Raw genomic sequence first — 25,390 nt, 5'->3', positions numbered from 1 at the left:
TACATAAGCAAAATTATTGTATAAAAAAGTCAGTTGGCGTATAATCAAATCAAAGGTCAAAGAAAGTCAAACATTTGGAGGGCTGTAAAGATGGACTTAAATCAAATGACAACAAAAACACAAGAGGCGATTATGAGTGCCCAATCTTTAGCGGTGTCTCATCATCATCAAGAAGTAGATACTGTTCATCTCTTGTTTACATTATTAGAAGAGCAAGATGGGTTAGCAGTACGTATTTTTCAAAAAATGAATGTCGATATAGAAGCGTTAAAGCAAGGTGCCGAAAGTTTAATTAAGAAAAAGCCTTCTGTAACGGGAAGCGGAGCAGAAGCGGGCAAATTATATATAACAGGTGCTCTGCAACAACTACTTGTAAGAGCAGGAAAAGAAGCAGAGAAATTGCAAGATGACTACATTTCAGTTGAACATGTATTGCTTGCTTTTTCTGAAGAAAAAGGCGATATAAATCAATTACTTACAAGATTTCATATTACGAAAGACAACTTATTACAGTCTTTAATGACAGTTCGGGGGAATCAAAGAGTGACTAGTCAAAATCCAGAAGCAACTTATGAAGCGTTAGAAAAATATGGCCGTGATCTAGTGGCGGAAGTAAGAGCGGGGAAAATTGACCCTGTAATCGGCCGTGATAGTGAAATTCGCCGCGTCATTCGTATCCTTTCACGTAAAACGAAAAACAACCCGGTTTTAATTGGTGAGCCAGGTGTTGGTAAAACAGCAATCGTTGAAGGATTAGCACAGCGTATTGTAAAGAAGGATGTACCTGAAGGATTAAAAGATAGAACAATCTTTGCGTTAGATATGAGTGCGCTTGTAGCTGGAGCAAAATTCCGCGGTGAATTTGAAGAGCGTCTGCAAGCGGTATTAAATGAAATTAAAAAGAGTGAAGGCCGCATTTTATTATTCATTGATGAACTTCATACAATCGTCGGCGCTGGTAAAACAGAAGGTGCGATGGACGCAGGAAATATGTTAAAACCGATGCTTGCGCGTGGTGAATTGCATTGTATCGGGGCGACAACGTTAGATGAATATCGTAAATATATTGAGAAAGATCCAGCGCTAGAAAGACGTTTCCAACAAGTATTAGCAGAAGAACCAACTGTTGAAGATACAATTTCCATTTTACGTGGATTAAAAGAGCGTTTTGAAATTTATCACGGTGTAAATATTCATGACCGCGCGATTGTAGCAGCATCTGTTTTATCAGATCGATATATTTCAGATCGCTTCTTACCTGATAAAGCGATCGATCTTGTTGACGAAGCGTGCGCAACAATTCGTACAGAAATTGATTCTATGCCGACAGAATTAGATGAAGTAACGCGCCGCATTATGCAGCTGGAAATTGAAGAAGCGGCTCTTGGAAAAGAGAAGGACTTTGGTAGCCAAGAACGTCTCAAAACATTGCAACGTGAATTATCGGATTTAAAAGAAGTTGCAAGTGGTATGAGAGCGAAATGGGAGAAAGAAAAAGAAGATATTCACAAAGTTCGTGACTTACGTGAACATTTAGAGCGACTGCGCCGTGAATTAGAAGAAGCAGAAGGTAATTACGATTTAAATAAAGCAGCGGAACTTCGTCACGGGAAAATTCCTGCAATTGAAAAAGAGTTAAAAGAAGCAGAAGAAATGGGCGCGCATAATAAACAAGAAAATCGTTTATTACGTGAGGAAGTAAGTGAAGAAGAGATTGCTGATATTGTTTCACGCTGGACTGGTATTCCTGTCGCAAAACTCGTTGAAGGTGAACGCGAGAAATTACTACGCTTAGAGCAAATTTTATCAGAGCGTGTAATCGGACAAGAGGAAGCGGTAAGCTTAGTATCAGACGCAGTTCTTCGTGCACGCGCCGGTATTAAAGACCCGAACCGTCCGATTGGTTCCTTCATCTTCTTAGGACCGACTGGTGTTGGTAAAACAGAACTTGCAAAAACGTTAGCACAGTCTTTATTCGATAGTGAAGAGCAAATGATTCGTATCGATATGTCTGAGTATATGGAGAAACATGCTGTGTCACGCTTAATTGGTGCGCCTCCTGGATATGTTGGATATGAAGAGGGCGGTCAATTAACAGAAGCAGTAAGACGTAAACCATATTCTGTTATTTTATTAGACGAAATCGAAAAAGCACATCCAGAAGTATTTAACATTTTATTACAAATGTTAGATGATGGACGCATTACAGATTCACAAGGTCGTACAGTAGACTTTAAAAACACGGTCATTATTATGACTTCAAATATTGGATCCGCTCATTTGTTAGATGGATTAGAAGAAGATGGTTCCATTAAAGAAGAATCAAGAGAACTTGTAATGGGACAATTAAGAGGACATTTCCGACCAGAGTTTTTAAACCGTGTCGATGAAATTATTTTATTCAAGCCTCTTACAACGAATGAAATTAAAGGTATTGTTGATAAAATTGTAAAAGAATTACAAGGCCGTTTAGCTGATCGTCACATTACAGTGGAATTAACGAATTCTGCAAAAGAATTCGTTGTAGAAGCTGGCTTTGATCCGATGTACGGAGCTCGTCCATTAAAACGATACGTACAACGTCAAGTTGAGACGAAATTAGCGAGAGAATTAATTGCAGGAACGATTACTGATAACAGTCACGTAGTTGTAGATGTAGAAAATAACGAATTAGTCGTTCGTGTGAAATGAAAAAAGAGTTCGGATAAAATCCGGACTCTTTTTTTAGTGTTGTTCTACTGGCTCGTTTGGAATTGCAGCTGAAATCGCAAGTACTAATACCGCAAGAACAACTGAGAAAATAGACGCTTGGTTAAAATCGTATGTACCGCCAGTCATAGAACCAATTACATAGCTCATCATATGTACAAGCGCGAACGACCAAATTAATGCCCAAATGAAACGCATATTTTACACCTCTATTCGTTCAATCTGTCCTTATTGTAACACAATTGAAAAAAGAATATAGAAAAATATTTGTAGATTTTTCAACGCAAATTTGCATTCTGTTCATACATTATAAAAGAGTACTTTTATATGTTTAGAAAATAAGGCGGGGGAAAAATGAGTATTACGGAACGTTTTTTTTACTTAGAAAAAGAACCATGTGTCATTTATTTACCAGAGAAGCCAAATGGATTTTCTGTAATGCTTCTTGGTGATTACAACTACTTTATTGAGAATGGTACAAGTTTATGGACACAGCATGCGGGAAGATCTTATTTTTTACATGGCCTTATTGAGGAAGGCTACACGGTCTTTTCTTCTAATTTATACGGAAGACATTGGGGAAACGACCAATCTGTTCGGCTAGCAAAACGTTTATATGATGTTGTTTTGAGAAAAGAGACATTGAATGCGAAAATGCACATTATGGCAGATGGTATGGGTGCACTTGTAGCACTTGAAATGATGAACAAATACCCTGAATCTATACGCTCTGTCATTATGTTAAATCCGTGTTTAGATTTACCAGAATATGTGGAGTTTGAGAAAGAGCATAAGTTTTTTTACAAAAGGTTAGTGAAGGAATTAAGTTTGGCGTATGATTCCAAAGAAGAAGAATTAGCATCAAAAATAAATAAGAAATCATTTACGCTTCTTCCGTCTTGTGTACCTGTTAAAATTTTCGTGTCAACACAAGAAAAAAGAGGAAGAAAACAGTTGTTACGTAAATATGAGAAAATGAGGCAATTTAATCAATGTGATACTTCTGTCTTATTCCATCTGCAAGATGTGAAATATAAAATGGTTAGGCAAGCGACTGATTTCTTTAAAAAATATGAAGAAGAATTGTGAAGCTCCCATATACATAAATGAGGAGCTATTGGTTTCAAGGGGAAAGGGTTGGTGGTATGGAACGCGTGCTAATTATAGGTGCACTTACGTTTGTAGGTTATCACCTTGTGAATAAAATGATCGCAGAAGAAGTAGAAGTGTATGGTCTTGATTTTGATGAATTCGATAGTATGACAAAAATCAATGAAGAGAAGTTATTGTTAATTGGGCGAAATGCGTTATTTACGTATTATTCGATAAGAGGTGAAGATGGATGGAAATCAGTGGAAGGAGAGAAGTTCGATACGGTTTACTTTTGCTTGTATGAGCCAAATCAGCATAGTGGGTTTCGGAATGAAAGGCTTATATTGCAATATTTAAAGCGAATTATAAAAATGTGTGAAGAACATAAAGTAAAGTTAAATTTAATTTCTTCTATTGAAGTAGGAAGTGCAGATGAATCTGAAAATAAACGTCTATTTTCGAAAGTGGAAGAAGGATTGAAAAAAGGAGAGGTACAATATAGTGTATTTCGAGTTCCTACATTATATGGACCATGGCAACCATCTTTTATGATGTATCATCAGCTCATCTTATCAGAACTGGATGAGAAAGAGTGCCGTTATGCGAGCGAGGAAAACGGAAGTGATCTACTGTATGTTGAAGATGTATGTGAATGCTTATGGGAAAATGGAATGAACGAGGAGTATCTCGGTATATACAATTTACTTAGTGGTAAAAAGTCATTATGGAAAAAAGGTATGAATCTTTTACGTGCAGAGGATAAAGTGAATAAAAAGAATGAGGAAGAAAGAGATGAAGCTGTAGAGGTTATTTCGATAAAAAGAAATACCCCGTTAGAATACGGTTTAAATAAACAATTGGCACATATGAAAAAATATAAAGAGTTATACGAAGGGTAGAGCACGTGTTACACTATTGTATGTGAAAGTTTATTGGAGAGAGGAAGAACATACTATGAACGAAAAAAGCATGCAATTTTTACAAATCGCAATGAAGCATTTACCAGAAGCAAAAGCAATTTTAGATGATAATGGAATTGCACTTGATATGGAGAAAGCACAACCAGTATTAGAGTTATTGATGAAAGTTATGAATGAAGCATATGAGCTTGGGAAAGCAGATAAAGAGTAAGACCCTTCTTTTTTGAAGGGAGAGAGGCTCGAACCGTAAGTAGAAGCGGTTCGGGTCTTTTTATATTTCGAAAGAAACTAGGAAAGGTATGTTTCTGTTTCTTTTTATAAACAATAAAGTGAATAATGCCTAGCTTTATGCTTTAGCTGAAATATATTCTAGACAAAAATACATTTATGTTTTAAAATTAGTACCAAGTCATAATAATTGATATAAAACGGAGGGCTGCGATGTGAACGTGGGCATTTTAGGGATCGGAAGATATGTGCCAGAAAAAGTAGTCACAAATCACGATTTAGAGAAAATAATGGATACATCCGATGAATGGATTCGTACGAGAACGGGAATTGCAGAAAGACGCATTGCCGATGATACAATAGATACTTCATATATGGCCGTAGAGGCTGCTAAAAAAGCACTTGAAGATGCAGGGGTTAGCGGAGAAGATATCGATCTTATTTTGGTGGCGACAGTAACACCAGATCGTGCGTTTCCAGCAGTAGCTTGTGTCATTCAAGAAGCGATTGGAGCGAAACATGCAGCTGCAATGGATGTAGGTGCAGCATGTGCTGGTTTTATGTACGGAATGATTACAGCGCAGCAATTTATTCAAACGGGAACTTATAAAAATGTATTAGTAGTTGGTAGTGATAAACTATCTAAAATTGTAGACTGGAATGATCGCAATACAGCAGTATTATTTGGAGACGGAGCCGGTGCGATTGTAATGGGAGCCGTTTCAGAAGGAAGAGGCGTTCTATCTTTCGAATTAGGAGCAGACGGAAGTGGCGGTAAGCATCTTTATCAAGACGAGTATGTTATGATGAATGGCAGAGAAGTCTTTAAATTTGCCGTTCGTCAACTTGGTGAATCTTGTCTTCGCGTGCTGGATAAAGCTGGTCTTACGAAAGAGGATGTGGATTTCTTAGTACCACATCAAGCGAATATTCGTATTATGGAATCTGCAAGAGAGAGATTAAATTTACCACAAGAAAAAATGAGTATGACAATTGAAAAGTTTGGTAATACATCAGCTTCTTCAATTCCAATTGCAATGGTAGAGGAATTGCAAAATGGACGTATTCAAGATGGGGATTTAATTATACTTGTTGGTTTCGGAGGCGGATTAACATGGGGAGCGGTCGCTCTTCGTTGGGGTAAATAAGGACTGAGAGAAAAAAAGGAGTGTATTTTGTATGGAAAAAAAGAGGGTCGTAATTACAGGACTAGGAGCTGTTACACCGATCGGAACAGATGTTGAAACAGCGTGGGAAAACATTAAAAAGGGTGTATCTGGAATCGGACGACTTACAAGAATTGATCCGGAACTATTTCCAGCAAAAGTAGCAGCAGAAATTAACGACTTTGAAGTCGAGAAATATATTGATAAAAAAGAAGCGCGCCGTATGGATCGCTTTACACAATATGCAGTAGCAGCAGCGAAAATGGCAGTTGAGGATGCAAAACTTGAAATTACAGAAGAAAACGGACCTCGAATTGGTGTATGGATTGGTTCTGGTATTGGCGGTATGGAAACATACGAAGAACAATTTAAGATTTTTACTGAGAAAGGCCCGCGCCGCGTGAGCCCATTCTTCGTACCGATGATGATTCCAGATATGGCAGCAGGTCAAGTATCAATCGCGACAGGAGCAAAAGGGATTAACACTTGTTCTGTAACGGCTTGTGCATCTGGTGCAAACTCAATTGGTGATGCATTTAAAGCAATTCAGCGCGGTGATGCTGATGCAATGATTACAGGCGGAGCTGAAGCACCGTTAACAAGTATGGCATTCGCAGGATTTAGTTCAGCGAAAGCATTAACATTTAATGAAGATCCAGCAACAGCTTGCCGTCCATTTGATAAAAACCGTAGTGGTTTCGTAATGGGTGAAGGTTCAGGTATTCTAATTCTTGAAGAATTAGAGCACGCATTAGCTCGTGGTGCTCACATTTATGCGGAAATCGCTGGTTACGGTGCAACTGGTGATGCATTCCATATTACAATGCCGGCTCCTGGTGGTGAAGGCGGCGTGCGCGCAATGCGTCAAGCTTTAGCAGATGCAGGTCTACAGCCAGAAGATATTGATTACATTAATGCACACGGTACAAGTACGGATGCGAATGAAAAGTATGAAACGATGGCAATTAAGGAAACGTTCGGTGAGCACGCGTATAAAGTAGCAATTAGCTCAACGAAATCAATGACAGGTCACTTATTAGGAGCAGCTGGTGCTGTTGAAGCGATCTTCTCAATTAAATCAATTACAGACGGAGTAATCCCTCCAACAATTAACTATGAAACACCAGATCCAGAATGTGACTTAGATTACGTACCGAATAAAGCGAGACAACAAGAAGTAAATGCAGTATTAAGTAACTCACTTGGATTCGGTGGTCATAACGCGGTGTTAGTATTTAAATCGTATAAATAATAGATGAAATAAGGAGTTTTTTCGTAATATATTACGAAAAAACTCCTTATTTATTTTTACGCCTTTTTCTCCTTTTGCATATACATAAGAAAAAGGAGGAATAAAGATGGGGGTTATTGAAACAGCCGAGTGGTTACATCTATATTACGGGCGGCCAGAAAAGCTGTGTGAGAAATTTACGAAGTATATCCCGCTGCCAAAAGAAAGGTTGTATCGCTTTTTAATTTCTAAAGGTATGTATCGTCCAGTTATGCGGGGAGAACAAGAAATTAAAGAGTTAGAGAAAAAGGAAATTTGGAAAGAGTTACGTATGGAGTATGAGAAACTGAAAAGTTGGTTAAAAGGTCCGGATGTCCCTGTCTTTATTTTATTATCAGATTCTTATAATCGGACTGTACAAGAAGAATATAACGGCAGGGCTGGATTATCTATGCGTCACGTTATTTTCTTATTCGTATGTGGACGGAATTCGGTGGAAGAATTAAAAGTGTTATTGGCGCATGAATATCACCACATATGCAGGTTACATCAAATTGAGACGAAAGAAACAGAATATACATTACTTGATACGATGATTATGGAAGGGTTAGCTGAGCAAGCAGTAACGGAAAGATATTCAGAAAAAAACAATGCACCATGGACGACGTATCTTTCAAAAGAAGAGGCTATATACTATTGGAAAAACGTTGTACATGAAAGAATAAGTATAAAACGAGGAACAAGGGAGCACGACATCTTATTAAATGGACTTCATTCTTATCCGAAGATGCTTGGCTATGCACTTGGATTTCATATTGTCAAAGACTGTGTAGCTTCCGCATCTATAGATACACTTTCTTTATTATCTATAGATGCAAAAGAAATATTGAATAAAGCAAATACATTTCATATATAAAAAACAGGAGCTCTATTTCCTGTTTTTTTTAGTATTAATAGAAGAAAAAATAATAATTAGAATATATTTCCTTAGGTGGAATAAAGTTAAGAAAAATTGAACATAATGATTGATACAAACAGTAGTGAAGTGAGGGGTAGTGAATGTTATATCTACATGATGTATGGGTAAATTGGTTTGAAGGTGAAGAAAATGGGTATAACGTTTGTCATTTTTACGAATGGCGGAAAGATGATACGATTGAGCTATTAGATCAAGTGCCATTATTAAAAGTAGATTCCACATTATATCATTACATCGAGGACGAATTGTTAGAGCTTCCGCAAAAATTGTTGGAAGACGTACATCATAAGGCTTATATTCGTAAAAATCATGAACGTTTGCAGCAAGAGTATTGCTTTGTTGTTACAGATGGAAAAGGAATTATTGCGATCGACACAATTGGTTACAATGTACCAATTCGAAAAAGTAGACTTATACCACGCCAAGAGCAGATGGTATATGAGATGGTAGAAAGCGTACAAGCAGAAAAGTATGAGTTCCAAGTAGAAGAAATGGAAAAAGAACATCATATTTTATCACCATCACCTTTCATTATGAATGGCTTAACTCGTAAAGAAAGACAGCTAAAACAATTATTATTTATGGCGTTAGATCAATTACATACAACGAAAAACACAGCAGAAATTCGCTATTGGTTCACAGAGTGGGATCCATCAGCATACGGAATGGTTCAACATATGGAATTTGAAGATATTTGGGCTAGATTGTATGATGAAGCGAAAGCAGGCTGGTCTGAGAAGCACGAACAATTATGCGAGCGTCTTGTAAAAGGACAGCCATTTTTTGAAAAGTTATGGGAAATGGAAAACGAGCAAAAGGTAAATTAAAAAAACCGCCAATTGGCGGTTTTTTTAATTTTGTGTAGTCTAGCTCCGGCGGCAAGAATATTCGGTGGCTTCGCGCCTTCCTGCGAGGCAAAAAGCGCCTCTACGTCAGGAGCTCCATCCCCCTCATATTCTAAGCGAGCCGCCTCCGCTTTTTATGTAATCCAGCTCCGGCTCCTAGCCCTTCGCGTCTAAGAACCTTCCCCACGAGAAGGTAAAAAGCACCTTCTGTGGGAAAGAACCTTAGCCGTCAGGGCTAAGCAGTCGCCTCCGCTTTTTACATTACCTACGTTTTCTGCTTAGTCCCATTGCGTTTTCTACTTTGCGTAGTTGTTTGAATGCAACGCGGTTTGCTTTTTCGGCACCTTTGTCTAGAATTTCGTCTAGTTCTGGTGAGTTGATTAGTTCGTTATATTTGTCTTGGATTGGACGAATTGCTTCTACGACTACTTGTGCTAGGTCGCCTTTGAAGTCGCCGTATCCTTTTCCTTCGTACATTGTTTCGATTTCTTCAACTGTTTTTCCAGAGAATGAAGAGTAGATTGTTAATAAGTTAGAGATGCCAGGTTTGTTTTCTTTATCAAATTTCACGATACCTTCAGAATCAGTTACAGCACTCTTAATTTTCTTTTCAATTGTTCTTGGTTCATCAAGCATGCTGATCATTGATTTTGGATTTGGATCAGATTTACTCATTTTTTTCGTAGGCTCTGTTAATGACATAACGCGAGCTCCTACTTTTGGAATGCGAATTTCAGGAACAGTGAACACTTCACGGAAGCGTTTGTTGAAACGCTCTGCTAGATCACGTGTTAATTCCATATGTTGTTTTTGGTCATCACCAACAGGTACGATTTCAGTGTTGTAAAGTAAAATATCAGCAGCCATTAATGGTGGGTACGTTAGTAATCCAGCTGGAACTGAATCTCTGCCCGATGATTTATCTTTATATTGCGTCATACGCTCTAATTCTCCAACGTAAGCAACTGATTGCATAATCCATCCTAGTTGAGCGTGTGCCGGTACTTCTGACTGTACAAATAAAGTAGCTTTTTCAGGATCGATGCCGCATGCTACATAAAGTGCAGCAAGACTGCGGATGTTTTTACGAAGTTGTACGGGATCTTGAGGTACTGTAATTGCATGTTGGTTTACAATACAGAAATAACAGTCGTGTTCATTTTGAAGCTCCGTAAATTGCTTCATAGCTCCTAAATAGTTTCCAAGTGTAATCGTTCCACTTGGCTGAATACCAGAAAAGATAACTGACATAAGTAATTCCTCCTAAATTTGAATGCGTGATGGGGGAAGAGAAGGCAAACAAAAAAGCCCATTCATCCCAAAAACTATAGGGACGAATGGACCGCGGTACCACCCTAATTATTTCACTACTGTGAAATCTCTCTAATCCATAATAACGTTTGGATATAACGCCAAAGCCTACTACTTTCGGTTCGGTTTGGTGCTCAAAAGCCCATTCCATACTGTACAATTACTTGTTCACACCAGCCACAAGCTCTCTGAAATTGCCTCAATATGTACTCTTCTTTATCATCGCATACATATAAATTTATTTATTGTTACCTGAGCTCTTTTAATATGAAAGAACTAAAGTTTTATAACAAAATGTTTTGCTGATTATTATATCATATGGGATAGTGTTTGCAAACTACATCAAAATAGTAAAGCTAATGATGGTCGAGAACAACCCAAGAACGAGACCTGTAATGCAAATTGGATACGTCCATTTGAATGAATATGTTTTATAAATACGTTCTTTCTTATCGACAGGTTCCTCTACTTCTTCAATTAATGAGTCAATTTTTTTGTTCGTACCAAATACTCTTTGGAAGGCGTAAATTGTTACGTTAAAAAATCCATTTTGAAATATGAATAAAAAACCGCCTATAAGAATAAAAAATAGCGCAATATAAAACGAGATATTGACAAAATTCAACAAAAATTGCGATGAAACGAGGAATGCGCCAATACTAGAAGCGACTATCGCTATGAAAATTAGTATACAAGTATGAAAAAAAACTTTATTCAAAATGTTCCCCTCCGTCAAAATATTACTAGAATTATTATACTATAAAAGCTATAATATGTACTAGAATTAATTTTTTGAAAATTATACGCAATTAAAGGTCTGATTTCAAGATGATGGTAGCAATGTTAACGTATCCCTTTACAAAAAAATAAAAAAATAAACATTTTATTAAAAATTTTAACAAAAAAACAAAAAACTATATTCACAATTGTTATATTATATGTATAATGAAAATTGTAGAAACTTGGAGATTATTCTTTCAATTCTACTTTTTTACAAGTGAGGGTACAGGAAGTGCAATTAGGGGAGGCAACACAACATGAAGAAAAAGATACCGTTATTACTTGCATCGACGTTGACGGTCAGTATGTTAGGAGCTTGTAGTTACCAAAAAGAGGATAATAAAGCAGGCGCAAAAGAAAAATCCTCAAACAAGCAAGTGTTAAATCTAACCGAGACAGCTGAAATTCCAACTATGGATACGACGTTATCAACAGATGCAGCATCTTCTAACATCATGAATAACACAATGGAGGGATTATATCGTCTGGGGAAAGACGATAAACTTGTTCCAGGTGTCGCTAAATCTTATGAGAAATCAGAGGATGGAAAAAAGTATGTATTTAAATTACGTGAAGATGCGAAATGGTCTAATGGTGAACCTGTAACAGCGAAAGACTTCGTTTATTCTTGGAGAAGAGCTGTAGATTCAAATACGGGTGCTAAGTTTGCTTACATACTATTTGATGTTAAAAATGCGGAAAAAGTTAACAAAAAAGAATTACCAGTTGAAGAACTTGGTGTAAAGGCAATTGATGATCATACACTTGAAGTGGAATTAGATAACCCTGTTCCTTATTTTGTAAGTTTAACAGTCTATCCAACCTTGTATCCTTTGAATGAGAAGTTTGTAACAGAACAAGGAGCAAAATTTGGATTAGAATCCAATACGACACTTTATAATGGTCCATTCGTATTAAATGAATGGAAGCATGAACAAAGTTTCCAACTTAAGAAAAATCCAACGTATTGGGAAAATAAAGAAGTAAAACTTGAGGAAATAAACTTCAATATTGTTAAGGATCGTTCAACTGCTATAAATTTATATGAAACGAAAGCAATTGATCGTGTAGTGTTAACATCAGAATTTGTAGATAAATACAAATCAGATGCTGACTTTAAAACGATTAAGAGACCATCTACACAATTTATTCGCTTAAATGAAAAGAATAAATTTTTAGCAAATAAAAATATCCGAAAAGCAATTGCAATGTCCTTTGAACGTGAAAACATCGGAAAAGTGATCTTAAACGATGGTTCAGAAGGAATATATGGTTTTGTTCCGAAAGGCTTAGCAAAAGGTCCGAATGGAAAAGACTTCCGTGAAGAAAACGGAAAGCTTATAAAAGAGGATATGAAAGAAGCACAAAAATACTGGGAAGCTGGTAAAAAAGAACTTGGTGTAGACAAAGTAGAGTTAGAGCTATTAAACTTTGATACTGATGATGCGAAAAAAATCGGAGAGTATTTAAAAGGCCAATTTGAAAAGAACTTACCAGGTTTAACAGTTTCAACAAAAATGCAGCCATTTGCACAAAAACTAAAACTTGAAGCAAGTGGAGATTATGCAATGTCATATGCGGGATGGAGTCCAGATTATATGGATCCAATGTCATTCCTTGAAATGTATACAACAGGTAATGCACAAAATAAAGTGAATTACGCAAATGCAGCGTATGATGATTTAATTAAAAAAGCGAAAACAGAAGTTGATGTACAAGCTCGCTGGGATGCTCTATTAAAAGCAGAAAAACAATTGCTTGAAGATGCAGCGATTGCTCCAGTATATCAACCTGGTAAAGCATATTTACAACGTGGCTCAATTACTGGCCTATTAGAACATAAATATGGCGGAGAATTTAGCTATAAGTGGGTTGAACTTAAAAACTAAAAATGGTTTCCATCATGAATAAGGGTATATGCCTATGATGGGCATATGCTCTTATTTTAAAAAAATAAAAGTAAGAATATTTTAAACTATCTTATTGCTTTTGAGAAAAACGGGGAGGTGCTTGACTATGGGACGTTATGTATTAAAACGTTTCGTGTACATGGCTTTGACATTATTTTTAATTACTACACTGACTTTCTTTTTGATGAAATTACTTCCGGGTTCTCCGCTTAAAAACCAGGAGAAGCTATCACCGGCACAAAAAGAAATCATTCTTGAAAAATATGGCTTAAATGATCCAGTACCAGTTCAATATGCACGTTACTTAGGTAACTTAGCAAAAGGTGATTTAGGGGTATCATTCCAATATGATAACCGTCCGGTAACAGATATGATTGTGGATCGAATTGGACCATCAGCACAACTTGGTTTACAAGCGATTATATTAGGAACATTTATCGGTTTAATTTTAGGAATCGTTGCGGCACTTCGCAACAATACGTGGGTCGATTATGGGGCGACAATTATTTCCGTACTCGGGATGTCGGTACCATCGTTCGTATTCGCCGCATTACTACAATATTTCGTAGGGGTAAAACTTGGATGGTTCCCAGTAGCATTCTGGAAAGGACCAGAGTTTACAGTAATGCCTACAATCGCTTTATCGATGGCAGTTATCGCAACAATCGCACGTTTCGCTCGTGCAGAGTTAATTGAAGTTATGCAAGCTGACTACATTTTAACAGCGAAGGCAAAAGGAATTAGCCAAGGCGTTATCATTATCAAACACGCACTTCGTAACGCGTTAATTCCAGTTGTAACAATTTTAGGACCAATGGTTGCAGGTTTAATTACAGGTACATTAGTTATTGAGCAAATTTATGCTGTACCAGGACTTGGGGAACAATTCGTTAAATCGATTACAGTGAACGACTATACAGTTATTATGGGAACTACAATTTTCTATAGTGCGATTTTCATCTTAGTTATTTTCATTGTTGATATTTTATACGGAATTATTGATCCTCGTATTCGTTTAGCGGGAGGGAAAAAATGATGAAAGATGTACAAAAATTATCTCCAGATTTATTTCAACAAGCCAATCAAAATAATGTTGATAATGAAGTCATTGCCCGTCCAAGCTTAACGTTTTGGCAAGATGTAAGAAGACGTTTGTTCCAACATAAAGGGGCAATGTTCGGTTTCGTTTTATTAGCGCTTATTATCTTACTAGCAATTTTAGGACCGATGGTAAGTAAGCATTCTTATAAAGAGCAAGATTTAGGTCGTTCGAAATTACCACCGAAAATTCCTGTTATTGAAAATGTTCATTGGCTACCATTTGACGGTACAGATCAATATGGTGTTGACCAATATGAAAAACGTGATATTAAAGAGTATTTCTGGTTTGGTACAGATGATCTTGGACGCGATTTATGGACAAGAACATGGGAAGGTACACGCGTATCATTATATATCGCTCTTTTAGCAGCAGCAATTGACTTAGTAATTGGGGTTGCATATGGAGGTATTTCAGCGTTCTATGGCGGTAGAGTAGATAATATTATGCAACGTATTATGGAGATTATTAACGGTATTCCATACTTAATCATCGTTATTTTAATGGTAATCATTATGGGATCTGGTATATGGTCAATTACACTCGCAATGGCGATTACAGGTTGGATAGGGATGTCGCGTATCGTTCGTGGACAAATCCTGAAATTAAAAAATCAAGAATACGTATTAGCATCTCGTACATTAGGTGCAACAAATACACAGTTAATTGTAAAACACTTAATCCCGAACGTAATGGGACCAATTATCGTAATGACAATGTTTACAATTCCAACAGCAGTGTTTGGTGAGGCGTTCTTAAGCTTCATCGGTTTAGGTATTCAGCCACCATTCGCATCACTTGGTTCTCTTGTAAACGATGGTTATAAATCAATTCAAACGTATCCACATATGATGTTCATCCCAGCGGTTGTCATCAGTATGTTAATCTTAGCATTCAACTTAATGGCAGACGGATTACGCGACGCGTTAGATCCAAAAATGCGTAAGTAAAAGAGGGGAGAAGTAAAAATGAAAACATTGCTAGAGGTAAAAGATTTGCAAGTCTCCTTTGATACACATGCAGGTGAAGTACAAGCTGTACGCGGTGTTACTTTTGATTTGAAAAAAGGAGAAACATTAGCGATTGTAGGAGAATCTGGTTCTGGTAAATCAGTTACTTCTAAAGCGTTAATGGGATTAATTCCGAATCCTCCAGGACGTATTAAAAACGGTGAAATCGTATTTGAAGGTCGTGACTTAACGAAACTAACAGAAAAAGAAATGCAACAAGTGCGCGGTAAAGATATCGCGATGATTTTCCAAGATCCAATGACATCATTAAACCCAACGATGACAATTGGAAATCAAATTATGGAAGGCCTTATTAAACACCAAGGGATGAGTAAAGCTGATGCACGTAAAGTTGCGTTAGAATTAATCGATCTTGTAGGTATTCCAAATCCAGAAGCGCGCTTAAAACAATACCCTCACCAATTCTCAGGTGGTATGAGACAGCGTGTAGTTATTGCGATGGCGTTAGCTTGCAACCCAAAATTATTAATTGCCGATGAGCCGACAACAGCGCTAGACGTTACAATTCAGGCGCAAATTTTAGAGCTTATGAAAGACATTCAGCAAAAAACAGAAGCGGCAATCATTTTCATTACGCATGACTTAGGTGTAGTGGCAAACGTTGCGGACCGCGTGGCAGTTATGTACGCTGGTAAAGTTGTTGAAATCGGAACTGTAGATGAAATTTTCTACAATCCAAAACATCCGTATACTTGGGGCTTAATTGCATCTATGCCAAGTTTAGATGGTTCAGAAGAAGAATTATATGCAATCCCTGGAACGCCTCCAGATTTATTGAAGCCGCCAAAGGGAGATGCTTTTGCACCACGTAACCCACAGGCATTGAAAATTGATTTTGAAATGGACCCACCTTTATTTAAAGTAAGTGATACACACTATGCGGCAACTTGGTTACTTCACGAGCAAGCTCCAGAAGTAAAACCGCCGGCAGTTGTTGAAAAACGTATTCTTCAAATGAAAGCAGGTGAACAACATGACTAAACAACGTGAGAAATTAATTGAAGTAAAAAATGTAAAGCAGCACTTCGACGTGAGTGGTGGTGTTGTCAAAGCGGTTAATGATATTTCATTTGATATTTTCCGCGGAGAAACATTTGGTCTTGTAGGAGAATCAGGTTGTGGTAAATCGACAACTGGAAGAACGATTATTCGTTTATATGATGCAACTGCTGGTGAAGTGTTGTTTGATGGTGAAAATGTACATGGTAAAAAATCACGCGCACAACTGAAGAAGTTCAACCGTAAAATGCAAATGATTTTCCAGGATCCATATGCATCATTAAATCCTCGTATGACAGTAGGGGATATTATCGCAGAAGGTATTGATATTCACGGACTAGCAAAAGGCAAAAAAGAGCGTATGGACCGTGTGCATGAATTATTAAACACAGTTGGTTTAAATAAAGAGCACGCAAACCGTTTCCCACATGAATTCTCAGGTGGACAACGTCAACGTATCGGTATCGCTCGCGCACTTGCTGTAGAGCCTGAATTTATCATTGCCGATGAGCCAATCTCAGCACTTGACGTATCAATCCAGGCGCAAGTTGTAAACTTACTGAAAAAGTTACAAAAGGAAAAAGGTTTAACATACTTATTCATTGCCCATGATTTATCAATGGTAAAATACATTAGTGACCGCATCGGCGTAATGTACCGTGGTCAAATCGTTGAGCTAACAACAAGTGAAGAGTTATATGCGAATCCAATTCATCCATATACAAAATCACTATTATCAGCGATCCCGCTTCCGGATCCAGATTATGAGCGCAATCGTAAACGTATCGTATACGATCCATCTCAGCATGATTATGCTAGTGAAGCACCAACAATGCGTGAAATTCGCCCAGGACATTTCGTATTATGTTCTGAAGCAGAGTATAAGAAATATAAAGAGATTTATCAATAATAAAAAAGCCAATCTTCCGTTATGGAAGATTGGCTTTTTTCTACTATATAAAAGAGTTGTCAACATTTCTCGGTAAGTCGATTTATTTAAAGAATCGCTCATATAAGTTTCATTTACTAAAGACTACACCTTAATCAAACGAGTATTATTGCGCTTGAACAGAAACAATCTCTTCTTTTTCTTCAGGTTTAACAAGTGCATAACGCTCCCACGCTCTACTTTTCCAGCGGAAGAACATAATAATGGCACGTGTCCATTCATCGATAGCAATCGCTAGCCAAATACCAACGAGCCCCATATCTAAATGGAAGGCGAAAAAGTAACCGAGTGGTAAACTCATTAACACCATAGAGAATGCTCCGATTAAAACAGGATATTTTGCATCACCAGCTGCACGAAGTGAATTGATAATAACGATGTTCATCGTGCGTCCCGTTTCAAGTAGTATACTTAGTAAAAGAACTGATGCACCTAATGTAATAATGTGCGGATTATCTGTAAATAGTCCCATTAATTGTGTGCGGAATGTAATAACGAGAGCGACCATACATAAAGTGACGCCAATTGCCCATTTCACACTTTTCCATACGCGTTCATATGCTTCATCTTTTTCACCACCGCCAACGAGGCGCCCGATAATAATTGCTGTTCCCATACCGATTGCAATAGCGAATAAATAAGTGAACATAGAAATATTCGTAGCGTATTGTCTAGCCGCTAATGATTCCGTTCCTAAGTACGTTGCATAATACAGAAAGACAATTTGGCAAGCTTGATACATAACTTGCTCAAATGCAGAGGGAATCCCGATTTTTAAAATTTTCCCGATGTATTCTTTTGATAAGGTGAAGTAATATTGTATTTTCACACGGTATTCCATAACGCGGTACAGTAACCAGAAGAAAACGATAAGAGCGATTAATCTGCTGACAGCAGAAGAAATGGCAGCCCCTTGTACACCGAGTTCTGGGAAACCAAATTTCCCGAAAATGAGTACATAGTTTCCAGCGATATGAATAATATTCATTCCAAGTGAAATAAACATCGCTTGCTTTGTGAAGCCGTGTACGCGGATAATTGCGGCTAATGAATTAATAATAGCTTGAAGGAAAATAGCTCCCCCGACGATGGATAAATAGTTTTGTGCATACATGAGTACATCGCCTTGTAAGTTCATTGCCATCATCATATGTTTTGAAAATAAAAGAAAACCAGCGCTTATAACGAGTCCGACCACTAAATTTAATGTGACGGCTAAAGCTGATATTTTAGATGCTTCCATAAAACGTTTGGAACCGAGGTATTGAGATACGACGATAGCTGCGCCGTTCCCGATGACTTCTAGTACCAAAATAGCGATATGGAGATATTGATTCGCTGCACCAACCCCAGATACAGCATCGTCTGATAATGCACTTAACATGAAAGTATCAGCGATACCCATTAACATAAATAGAAAAACTTCTAGAAAAATAGGCCATGTTAATAAGAATAAACTTAATTTCTCTGTTGGCCCGTTTTTTGCCTGAATTGCTGTCATGTCCGTCCCCTCTTTACCGATATCTATTTTTAGCAAGGTGTATCGTAACATACTTTCTTATCCTTTGCACCCATTTGAGCCTACATATTTTTAATATGAAGGGCCTGCAATTTTATGTTAAAAAGAGAAGGATAATTATGCACAAAGTATTATGAAATATAAAATTTATTTTTCTCTGATAATTTAGAAAAATATAAAAATAGTTATTATCGACACTTTAGCGAGGAAAAATAGTAATATGAAACGTTTACATGGATACATTTTTTAACAGAAAATTTTAATGAAATAGAAATATAAATATACAAAAAATATATTTGTGTGTATAATATGAATTATTAGAACATATATATATTTCTTTCTGTTTGAAAATGAAAGGGCTAACATTTTTTGGAGGGTGGAAGTATGAAAAAAAAGATACCAGTTTTTGTAGCGTCAACAGTAGCAATGAGCATGATGTTAGGGGCATGTAGCTATCAAAAAGATGAACCGCAAGCGAACGCAAAAGGGGATAGCGGGAAAAGCGGTGCGAAGCAAGTTATTAATCTAACAGAAGTGTCTGAAATTCCGACAATGGATACAACACTTGCCTCGGATGCTGCTTCTTCAAAAGTTATGAATAATACAATGGAAGGGCTATATCGACTTGGGAAAGGCGATAAGTTAGTTCCAGGTGTAGCGAAATCCCATACGAAATCTGAAGATGGTAAAAAATATACATTTAAATTGCGTGAAGACGCTAAATGGTCGAATGGTGATCCTGTAACAGCAAAAGATTTTGTATATGCATGGCAAAGAGCTGTTAACCCGGATACGGCAGCGAAATCAGGATATATTATGTTAGATGTGAAAAATGCAGAGAAAATTAATAAAAGAGAGCTATCACCGGATCAATTAGGTGTAAAAGCGATAGATGATTATACATTAGAAGTTGAATTGGATAATCCAGTTCCATATTTTCTTGATTTAACGGTGTATCCACTATTTTTCCCATTAAATGAGAAGTATATGAAAGAACAGGGAGAAAAATTTGGTTTGGAAGCAAATACAACGTTGTATAACGGTCCATTTGTATTAAATGAATGGAAGCATGAACAAAGTTTCCAACTAAAGAAAAATCCAGGTTATTGGGATCAAAAAGAAGTGAAATTAGAAGAAGTTAATTTTAATGTTGTAAAAGATACAGGAGCAGCTGTTAATTTATATAATACGAATGCGATTGACAGAGTTGGTTTATCAGCGGAATTAGTTGATAAGTATAAAGGGCAAAAAGATTTTAAAACAATTAATGATCCAACTGTGTTCTTCTTGCGTTTTAATCAAAAAAATCCAGCGTTAGCTAACAAAAATATTCGTAAGGCTATTTCTAGTGCATACGATCGAGATGGTATTGGTGAGGTTATTTTAAACAATGGTTCTAAGGGAGCTTATGGTTTAGTACCATCTGATTTTGTTAAGGGACCAGATAAGCAGGATTTCAGAAAAGAAAATGGAAAACTTTCAAAAGTAGATGTGAAGGAAGCTAAAAAATTCTGGGAAGCAGGAAAGAAAGAATTAGGTAAGGATAAAATAGAACTAGAATTTTTAAACTTTGATAATGAAGAATCTAAGAAAATTGGTGAGTATGTAAAGGGAGAATTAGAAAAGAATTTACCAGGTCTAACAGTAACGATTAAGATGCAACCATTTGCACAAAAATTAAAACTTGAAGATAGTGGACAGTTTGATATTTCATTTACTGGATGGGGGCCTGATTTCCCTGATGCAATCACATTCCTTGATATGTTTATAACAGATGGTTCACAAAATAAAATGAGTTATTCTAATGCCCAGTATGATGGCCTTATTAAAAAGGCAAAGCAAGAAGGTTCAGATGTAAAAGGACGTTGGAATGACCTGTTAAAAGCGGAAAAAATCTTATTTGAGGATGCAGCAATTGCACCAGTATTCCAACGCGGTAGATCTATATTAGAAAGAGAAACAATTAAAGATGTATATATCCACAAATATGGCGGCGAATTAAGCTTTAAGTGGGCATCTGTAGAAAAATAAAAAAAGCAGGCTGACCGCCTGCTTTTTTTAATACGTACGTTTCTTATAAATACCTTTTCCGCCAACTTGGTTCCAGCCGGACTGTACATCCAAGCTTTTATTAACAAACTTCATCTTTTCTTTTCCGCCAAAGAGTTTTTCACCAATGCTATTTGTAATGACACCAATCAATGCTGTTATTCCGATGATGAGGGCAGCAACAGTGACAAAATCAATAAAAAAAGCAATCATTTGCAAATTCCCCCTTTGCCTGTCTGTATTTTTATTGTATGAGATAAAAGATAAAAAAGAAAGAACTGTCAGAAAAATAATGGATTTATTTTAGAAATCGTATAGACATGAATGAGAATATTTGTTAAAATAAGAACAAATGTTCCTTTCAATTCTCACTTGTACAGTCTTACATTTCTTAATTGATTTATCAGGAAAAGGTAAGAAAACGTTCTCTTTTTCATAGGAAAGATTATGAGAAAATAACTATATATCATATGAGGAATCTATGAAAACTGAGTGTTAAAAGGGTTAAAGGTTATTGTTAAAGAACAGGTAATGTGAGTGTAATCTTGTTACATAGCAGTGGAATGCACGGAAGAGTTTTCTCAATTAGAAGGAAATTTACTGTATATTTCTTGCAAAATCTATTGTATAATGATTATAGAAGTTACTTATTAAAAGTAATTGTTGTTTGCTTAAAGTTGTTGCTTACATGAAATGCGATTTTTGCACTTTGTTTTAAGACAAGGTATCGCGAAAAATTGCTGAATTTAGAAATTTAAACTGTAATTAGTACAGAATTTGTACTCTTTAAGGAGAGTGAGCTTTGTATGGTAACATTATATAGTTCTCCAAGCTGTACGTCTTGTAGAAAGGCGAAATTATGGCTAGAGGAAAATCATATTCCTTATACAGAACGTAATATTTTCTCAGATCCATTAACGATTGAGGAAATTAAAGAGATTTTACGTATGACAGAAAGCGGAACGGATGAGATTATTTCTACTCGTTCAAAAGTTTTCCAAGAATTAAATGTAAACTTAGAGTCTTTACCACTTCAAGATTTATATAAGATGATTCGTGACTATCCAGGGATTTTACGTCGTCCAATTATGATTGACGAGAAACGCCTTCAAGTAGGTTACAATGAAGACGAAATCCGCCGTTTCTTACCACGTACAGTAAGAACGTTCCAATTACGTGAAGCACAGCGTCTTGTAAATTAATTATAATAATATGAAAACCTTCTACCTATTATATAGTAGAAGGTTTTTTTTAATGTTTCACATTTCGTAATCGAACTTGTTGAACGATAAAGCCGATACATAAAATGGTGAAAATAAACAAGTATGGAATGCTTGCAGTGAAACTTGGGTTGTTATGAAAAAAGGTTGCAAGTCTGTCTTCATGTGTGACCATTTTTCCTGCTGTATAGGAGAGAATCGCTGCCCCGCAATAAATGAGGAATGGAAAGCGTTCCATCAGTATTAAAATGAGTTTGCTGCCCCAAATAATAATCGGGATCGAAATGAGTAAGCCGATTATTACGAGTAAAAATCTTCCGTGAGCTGCCCCTGCAATGGCAATAACATTGTCAAATCCCATAACGAGATCCGCGAATACAATTGTACGCACAGCTTGAAATAAAGTTGTTTTTCCTTGAATAGAAGAAAGATCGTTGCTATTATCAGTTAGTAAATTTACTGCAATTAATGTAAGTAAAACGCCCCCGATAAGTTGCAGAAATGGAATATCGAGTAAATAGACAGCTAGTATAGTGAGGATAATTCTTAGTACGATTGCTAAAAGAGTACCAATTAAAATAGCTTTATTTCGTTTCGATTCAGGTAAATTTCGGCTAGCTAGTGCGATGACGATTGCGTTGTCACCCCCTAGTACAACATCGATACCGACAATCATTAGTACAGATGTTAAAAACTCTAAGTCCATTCGTCTGCCTCCATTTATGATGTTTTAATAAGCGAACTATATGTATGTGGTGAAGAAAGAGACTAAATAATCTTCTCTAATAAAAGTTTCACTTTATTACAGTGTACGGGGGAAGGGGGAAATGTATGTCCAAATTTTTTGTGAGTGAGAAATCGCTATAATGATATATTTGTGTAGATGGTCGAATAAAGATAGGTATATAACTATTTTTGTAAAATAAATCGATTTTATTTCCATTCTGGAGAATCTTATCATAAAATGAGAGTACAAGAATCTATTGATTTGTCATATGAGTGGGGAATCCCTTCATAACAATTCTAAGCAGGAAGGGAGAGTTGTATTTTGGATATTGAAAGAATTAATGACCATACGATGAAATTTTTTATTACGTACATTGATATAGAGGACAGAGGGTTTAATCGTGAGGAGATTTGGTATGACCGCGAACGAAGTGAAGAGCTCTTTTGGGAGATGATGGACGAAGCTCGTGATCATGATGATTTCTTTATTGATGGACCGTTATGGATTCAAGTGCAAGCAGTCGATAAAGGGATTGAAGTACTTGTAACGAAAGCAGAGCTTTCAAAGGATGGACAAAAGCTAGAACTACCAATAGGTGTAGATAAAATTATAGACATTCCTCTAGATGAAGGCATTGAATCATTATTCCAGCAAGAATTAGTGGAAGAGGTAGAAGAACAAGCAGGAACAAACTTTAACGAAGATGGTACGTTTGGCTTTTTAATTAAATTTAATGATTTTGAAGATGTCATTTCATTAAGCCACCGTCTGATCTTTGAAGATATAAAAGATGAGCTATATTCATTTGAGAACCGCTATTATGTATATGTGGAATTCGATGAAGTGCTACATGATGAAGAAGAAATTGATCGTATTTTAAGTATTGTTTTAGAATACGGAGAAGAATCAACTTTAACAATTCATCGTGTAAGTGAGTATGGGAAACAAATTGTGAAAGAGCATGCGCTTGAAACAATTCGCAATAATTTTCCTGCTAAAACGTAGGCCGATTTCTGTAGTATGAAATCGGCTTTTTATATGAAGAATAGGAAAGCTTTCTTAGTAAGGAGGTAAGAGATGAAAAATACGTTAAAGTTGATTTTCTTTGTTCTACTATTGTTCGCATTATTTGTTTCGTTACGTATGTTTATTGATGTAGCATTTTATTCGGATGTAATTGGGATAAAAGATGTTTCGATTTTAGGTATTATTAGTATTTTATTTACAGTATCTGCATTTTTAATTGGCTGCGTTATTTTCTTAGAGAACCGTCATCCGTCTAAAACACTTACATGGCTCATTGTGTTAGGTATTTTTCCGGTATTTGGATTTTTCGCTTATTTATTATTTGGACAGAATTTTCGGAGGAAGAGAATGTTCCAAAAGAAGGCGTTGCTCGATGAACAAGCATTTTTACAATATAAGGGGCATGAAGATTACGAAGAACGGATTTTGCGCAATCATAAACATCAAGAGCTGTTATTTCGTTTAGCGGACCGCTTAGGCGCTTTAAATATTTCATTTCAAACTGAAACGAGAACATTAACAAATGGAGATGAAACATTTCAAGCCATTTTAGATGGATTAAAACGAGCGAAACATCACATTCATATGGAATATTACATTGTACGTGATGATAAGCTTGGAACAGAAATTAAAGATATTTTAATACAAAAATCAAAAGAAGGCGTAGTCGTTCGTTTTTTATATGATGCGGTTGGAAGTTTTAAATTATCGAATTCGTATATTGAAGAATTGAATGATGCAGGAGTAGAAATGGTTCCATTTTTCCCTGTGCGCTTTCCGATTTTAAACGATAAGATTAATTATCGAAACCACCGAAAAATCGTTATTATTGATGGAAATGAAGGATTTGTAGGTGGATTAAATATTGGTGATGAATATTTAGGGAAAGATAAGTACTTCGGTTTTTGGCGAGACACGCATTTATATTTGCGTGGTGAAGCTGTACAAAGTTTACAGCTTATTTTCCTTCAAGATTGGTTTTATATGACTGGTGAGGCTGTCCTGGCCCCTGAATATTTACAAGCGAAAGCAGTTGAGGGTGATCATTGGGGAGGCGTGCAGCTTGTTGCAGGTGGGCCGGATAATAAATGGGAAACAATTAAACATTTATATTTTGCCATGATTGCTTCTGCGCGGAAATCCATTTGGATTGCGACGCCGTATTTCATTCCGGATGATGATATTTTATCCGCATTAAAGGTAGCGGCACTTGCTGGTATTGATGTTCGTTTGCTAATGCCGAGTAAGCCTGATAAGCGCACTGTCTTTTACGCATCAAGATCGTACTTCCCAGAGCTTTTAGATGCAGGGGTAAAGATATATGAATACGAAAAAGGTTTTCTTCATAGTAAAGTTGTCATTGTTGATTCTGATTTAGCGTCAATTGGGACCGCTAATATGGATATGAGAAGTTTTCATTTGAACTTTGAAGTAAATGCCTTTTTATATGATACAGATAGCATTAGAAAACTTGTTCAAGATTTTAAAGAGGATATAGAAGAATCAAGTGAAATTCATGTCGATCGTTTTCATAAAAGGCGTCTTCATAGACGAATTGTTGAATCAACGTATCGGTTATTATCACCTTTATTATAAAAAG

General features: G+C 36.5%; 23 protein-coding genes and 1 other annotated feature. Of the genes, 17 read left to right on the top strand and 6 right to left on the bottom strand.

All coding sequences use genetic code 11. From position 1 onward, the window contains the following. The first annotated feature begins 90 nt into the window (after nucleotides 1–90). Entirely contained in the window at nucleotides 91–2,691 is a 2,601-nt protein-coding gene (gene clpB, locus QCI44_RS22210; protein WP_016133902.1) for an ATP-dependent chaperone ClpB, read from the top strand. 33 nt (nucleotides 2,692–2,724) lie between these two features. Here the strand turns inward: clpB and QCI44_RS22205 are convergent, their stop codons facing one another. Continuing rightward, nucleotides 2,725–2,907 (bottom strand): YjzD family protein, encoded by a 183-nt coding sequence (locus QCI44_RS22205; protein WP_001211112.1) that lies wholly within the window; start codon nucleotides 2,905–2,907, stop codon nucleotides 2,725–2,727. 156 nt (nucleotides 2,908–3,063) lie between these two features. Here QCI44_RS22205 and QCI44_RS22200 point away from each other — a divergent pair, with 156 nt between their 5' ends. The 7 genes from QCI44_RS22200 to QCI44_RS22170 all read left to right on the top strand — a co-directional run bounded on the left by QCI44_RS22200 (nucleotide 3,064) and on the right by QCI44_RS22170 (nucleotide 9,152). Further along, nucleotides 3,064–3,798, top strand: coding sequence for a lipase family protein (locus QCI44_RS22200; protein ID WP_016088902.1), 735 nt, complete (start codon nucleotides 3,064–3,066; stop codon nucleotides 3,796–3,798). A gap of 17 nt (nucleotides 3,799–3,815) precedes the next feature. Then, nucleotides 3,816–4,700: an NAD-dependent epimerase/dehydratase family protein gene (locus QCI44_RS22195; protein ID WP_116329241.1), complete on the top strand. Its 885-nt coding sequence runs from the start codon at nucleotides 3,816–3,818 to the stop codon at nucleotides 4,698–4,700. Nucleotides 4,701–4,755: 55 nt separating this feature from the next. Continuing rightward, a complete protein-coding gene (locus tag QCI44_RS22190; protein ID WP_001986215.1) occupies nucleotides 4,756–4,932 on the top strand; it encodes a ComZ family protein in 177 nt (58 codons plus the stop codon). Nucleotides 4,933–5,164: 232 nt separating this feature from the next. Next, nucleotides 5,165–6,097: a beta-ketoacyl-ACP synthase III gene (gene fabH / locus QCI44_RS22185; RefSeq protein WP_001100533.1), complete on the top strand. Its 933-nt coding sequence runs from the start codon at nucleotides 5,165–5,167 to the stop codon at nucleotides 6,095–6,097. 31 nt (nucleotides 6,098–6,128) lie between these two features. Continuing rightward, nucleotides 6,129–7,367 carry a beta-ketoacyl-ACP synthase II gene (gene fabF / locus QCI44_RS22180; RefSeq protein WP_016088900.1) on the top strand — a complete coding sequence of 413 codons (1,239 nt, stop codon included), beginning with the start codon at nucleotides 6,129–6,131 and terminating at the stop codon, nucleotides 7,365–7,367. Between the two features lie 106 nt (nucleotides 7,368–7,473). Beyond that, nucleotides 7,474–8,262, top strand: coding sequence for a DUF2268 domain-containing putative Zn-dependent protease (locus tag QCI44_RS22175; protein WP_016133903.1), 789 nt, complete (start codon nucleotides 7,474–7,476; stop codon nucleotides 8,260–8,262). Between the two features lie 143 nt (nucleotides 8,263–8,405). Beyond that, complete coding sequence (locus QCI44_RS22170) at nucleotides 8,406–9,152, top strand: YjbA family protein (protein WP_016088898.1); 747 nt, start codon at nucleotides 8,406–8,408, stop codon at nucleotides 9,150–9,152. Nucleotides 9,153–9,431: 279 nt separating this feature from the next. On the opposite strand, the gene trpS is transcribed toward QCI44_RS22170, so the two are convergent. Beyond that, complete coding sequence (gene trpS, locus QCI44_RS22165) at nucleotides 9,432–10,421, bottom strand: tryptophan--tRNA ligase (RefSeq protein WP_016133904.1); 990 nt, start codon at nucleotides 10,419–10,421, stop codon at nucleotides 9,432–9,434. A 75-nt stretch (nucleotides 10,422–10,496) separates the two neighbouring features. After that, nucleotides 10,497–10,713 (bottom strand) — a binding site (T-box leader). Nucleotides 10,714–10,818: 105 nt separating this feature from the next. Then, nucleotides 10,819–11,199, bottom strand: a complete 381-nt coding sequence (locus QCI44_RS22160) for a DUF3899 domain-containing protein (RefSeq protein WP_016088896.1) — start codon at nucleotides 11,197–11,199, stop codon at nucleotides 10,819–10,821. A 319-nt stretch (nucleotides 11,200–11,518) separates the two neighbouring features. Between QCI44_RS22160 and QCI44_RS22155 the strand changes: the two genes are divergently transcribed. The 5 genes from QCI44_RS22155 to QCI44_RS22135 all read left to right on the top strand — a co-directional run bounded on the left by QCI44_RS22155 (nucleotide 11,519) and on the right by QCI44_RS22135 (nucleotide 17,210). Next, nucleotides 11,519–13,150: a peptide ABC transporter substrate-binding protein gene (locus tag QCI44_RS22155; protein ID WP_016088895.1), complete on the top strand. Its 1,632-nt coding sequence runs from the start codon at nucleotides 11,519–11,521 to the stop codon at nucleotides 13,148–13,150. A 127-nt stretch (nucleotides 13,151–13,277) separates the two neighbouring features. Further along, complete coding sequence (opp3b, locus tag QCI44_RS22150; RefSeq protein ID WP_000534165.1) at nucleotides 13,278–14,207, top strand: oligopeptide ABC transporter permease; 930 nt, start codon at nucleotides 13,278–13,280, stop codon at nucleotides 14,205–14,207. Beyond that, on the top strand, nucleotides 14,204–15,220 hold the full coding sequence (gene opp3C / locus QCI44_RS22145; RefSeq protein WP_016088894.1) for an oligopeptide ABC transporter permease: 1,017 nt from the start codon (nucleotides 14,204–14,206) through the stop codon (nucleotides 15,218–15,220). Before opp3b ends, opp3C begins: the two co-directional genes overlap by 4 nt. An 18-nt stretch (nucleotides 15,221–15,238) precedes the next feature. Further along, a complete protein-coding gene (locus QCI44_RS22140) occupies nucleotides 15,239–16,282 on the top strand; it encodes an ABC transporter ATP-binding protein (protein ID WP_000854346.1) in 1,044 nt (347 codons plus the stop codon). Then, nucleotides 16,275–17,210: an ABC transporter ATP-binding protein gene (locus QCI44_RS22135; RefSeq protein WP_016088893.1), complete on the top strand. Its 936-nt coding sequence runs from the start codon at nucleotides 16,275–16,277 to the stop codon at nucleotides 17,208–17,210. Before QCI44_RS22140 ends, QCI44_RS22135 begins: the two co-directional genes overlap by 8 nt. A gap of 145 nt (nucleotides 17,211–17,355) precedes the next feature. Here the strand turns inward: QCI44_RS22135 and QCI44_RS22130 are convergent, their stop codons facing one another. Then, nucleotides 17,356–18,801, bottom strand: a complete 1,446-nt coding sequence (locus QCI44_RS22130; RefSeq protein WP_002108704.1) for an MATE family efflux transporter — start codon at nucleotides 18,799–18,801, stop codon at nucleotides 17,356–17,358. Nucleotides 18,802–19,152: 351 nt separating this feature from the next. On the opposite strand from QCI44_RS22130, the gene QCI44_RS22125 reads away from it, so the two are divergent. Continuing rightward, complete coding sequence (locus QCI44_RS22125; protein ID WP_000727246.1) at nucleotides 19,153–20,799, top strand: peptide ABC transporter substrate-binding protein; 1,647 nt, start codon at nucleotides 19,153–19,155, stop codon at nucleotides 20,797–20,799. Between the two features lie 27 nt (nucleotides 20,800–20,826). On the opposite strand, the gene QCI44_RS22120 is transcribed toward QCI44_RS22125, so the two are convergent. Beyond that, complete coding sequence (locus QCI44_RS22120; protein ID WP_000559978.1) at nucleotides 20,827–21,030, bottom strand: hypothetical protein; 204 nt, start codon at nucleotides 21,028–21,030, stop codon at nucleotides 20,827–20,829. A 593-nt stretch (nucleotides 21,031–21,623) separates the two neighbouring features. Between QCI44_RS22120 and spx the strand changes: the two genes are divergently transcribed. Then, nucleotides 21,624–22,019 (top strand): transcriptional regulator Spx, encoded by a 396-nt coding sequence (gene spx, locus QCI44_RS22115; protein ID WP_000258267.1) that lies wholly within the window; start codon nucleotides 21,624–21,626, stop codon nucleotides 22,017–22,019. A gap of 49 nt (nucleotides 22,020–22,068) precedes the next feature. Here the strand turns inward: spx and QCI44_RS22110 are convergent, their stop codons facing one another. Further along, nucleotides 22,069–22,743: a TerC family protein gene (locus QCI44_RS22110; protein ID WP_016088892.1), complete on the bottom strand. Its 675-nt coding sequence runs from the start codon at nucleotides 22,741–22,743 to the stop codon at nucleotides 22,069–22,071. Nucleotides 22,744–23,085: 342 nt separating this feature from the next. On the opposite strand from QCI44_RS22110, the gene mecA reads away from it, so the two are divergent. After that, nucleotides 23,086–23,769: an adaptor protein MecA gene (gene mecA / locus QCI44_RS22105; RefSeq protein ID WP_000350711.1), complete on the top strand. Its 684-nt coding sequence runs from the start codon at nucleotides 23,086–23,088 to the stop codon at nucleotides 23,767–23,769. Nucleotides 23,770–23,841: 72 nt separating this feature from the next. Beyond that, nucleotides 23,842–25,386, top strand: coding sequence for a cardiolipin synthase (locus tag QCI44_RS22100; protein WP_016088891.1), 1,545 nt, complete (start codon nucleotides 23,842–23,844; stop codon nucleotides 25,384–25,386). Nucleotides 25,387–25,390: the final 4 nt, after the last annotated feature.

This window comes from Bacillus cereus group sp. RP37 (assembly GCF_040459695.1).
Taxonomy (GTDB): domain Bacteria; phylum Bacillota; class Bacilli; order Bacillales; family Bacillaceae_G; genus Bacillus_A.
The sequence above is the reverse complement of the archived record's forward strand: the minus strand, read 5'-3'. Positions and strand labels throughout refer to the sequence as shown.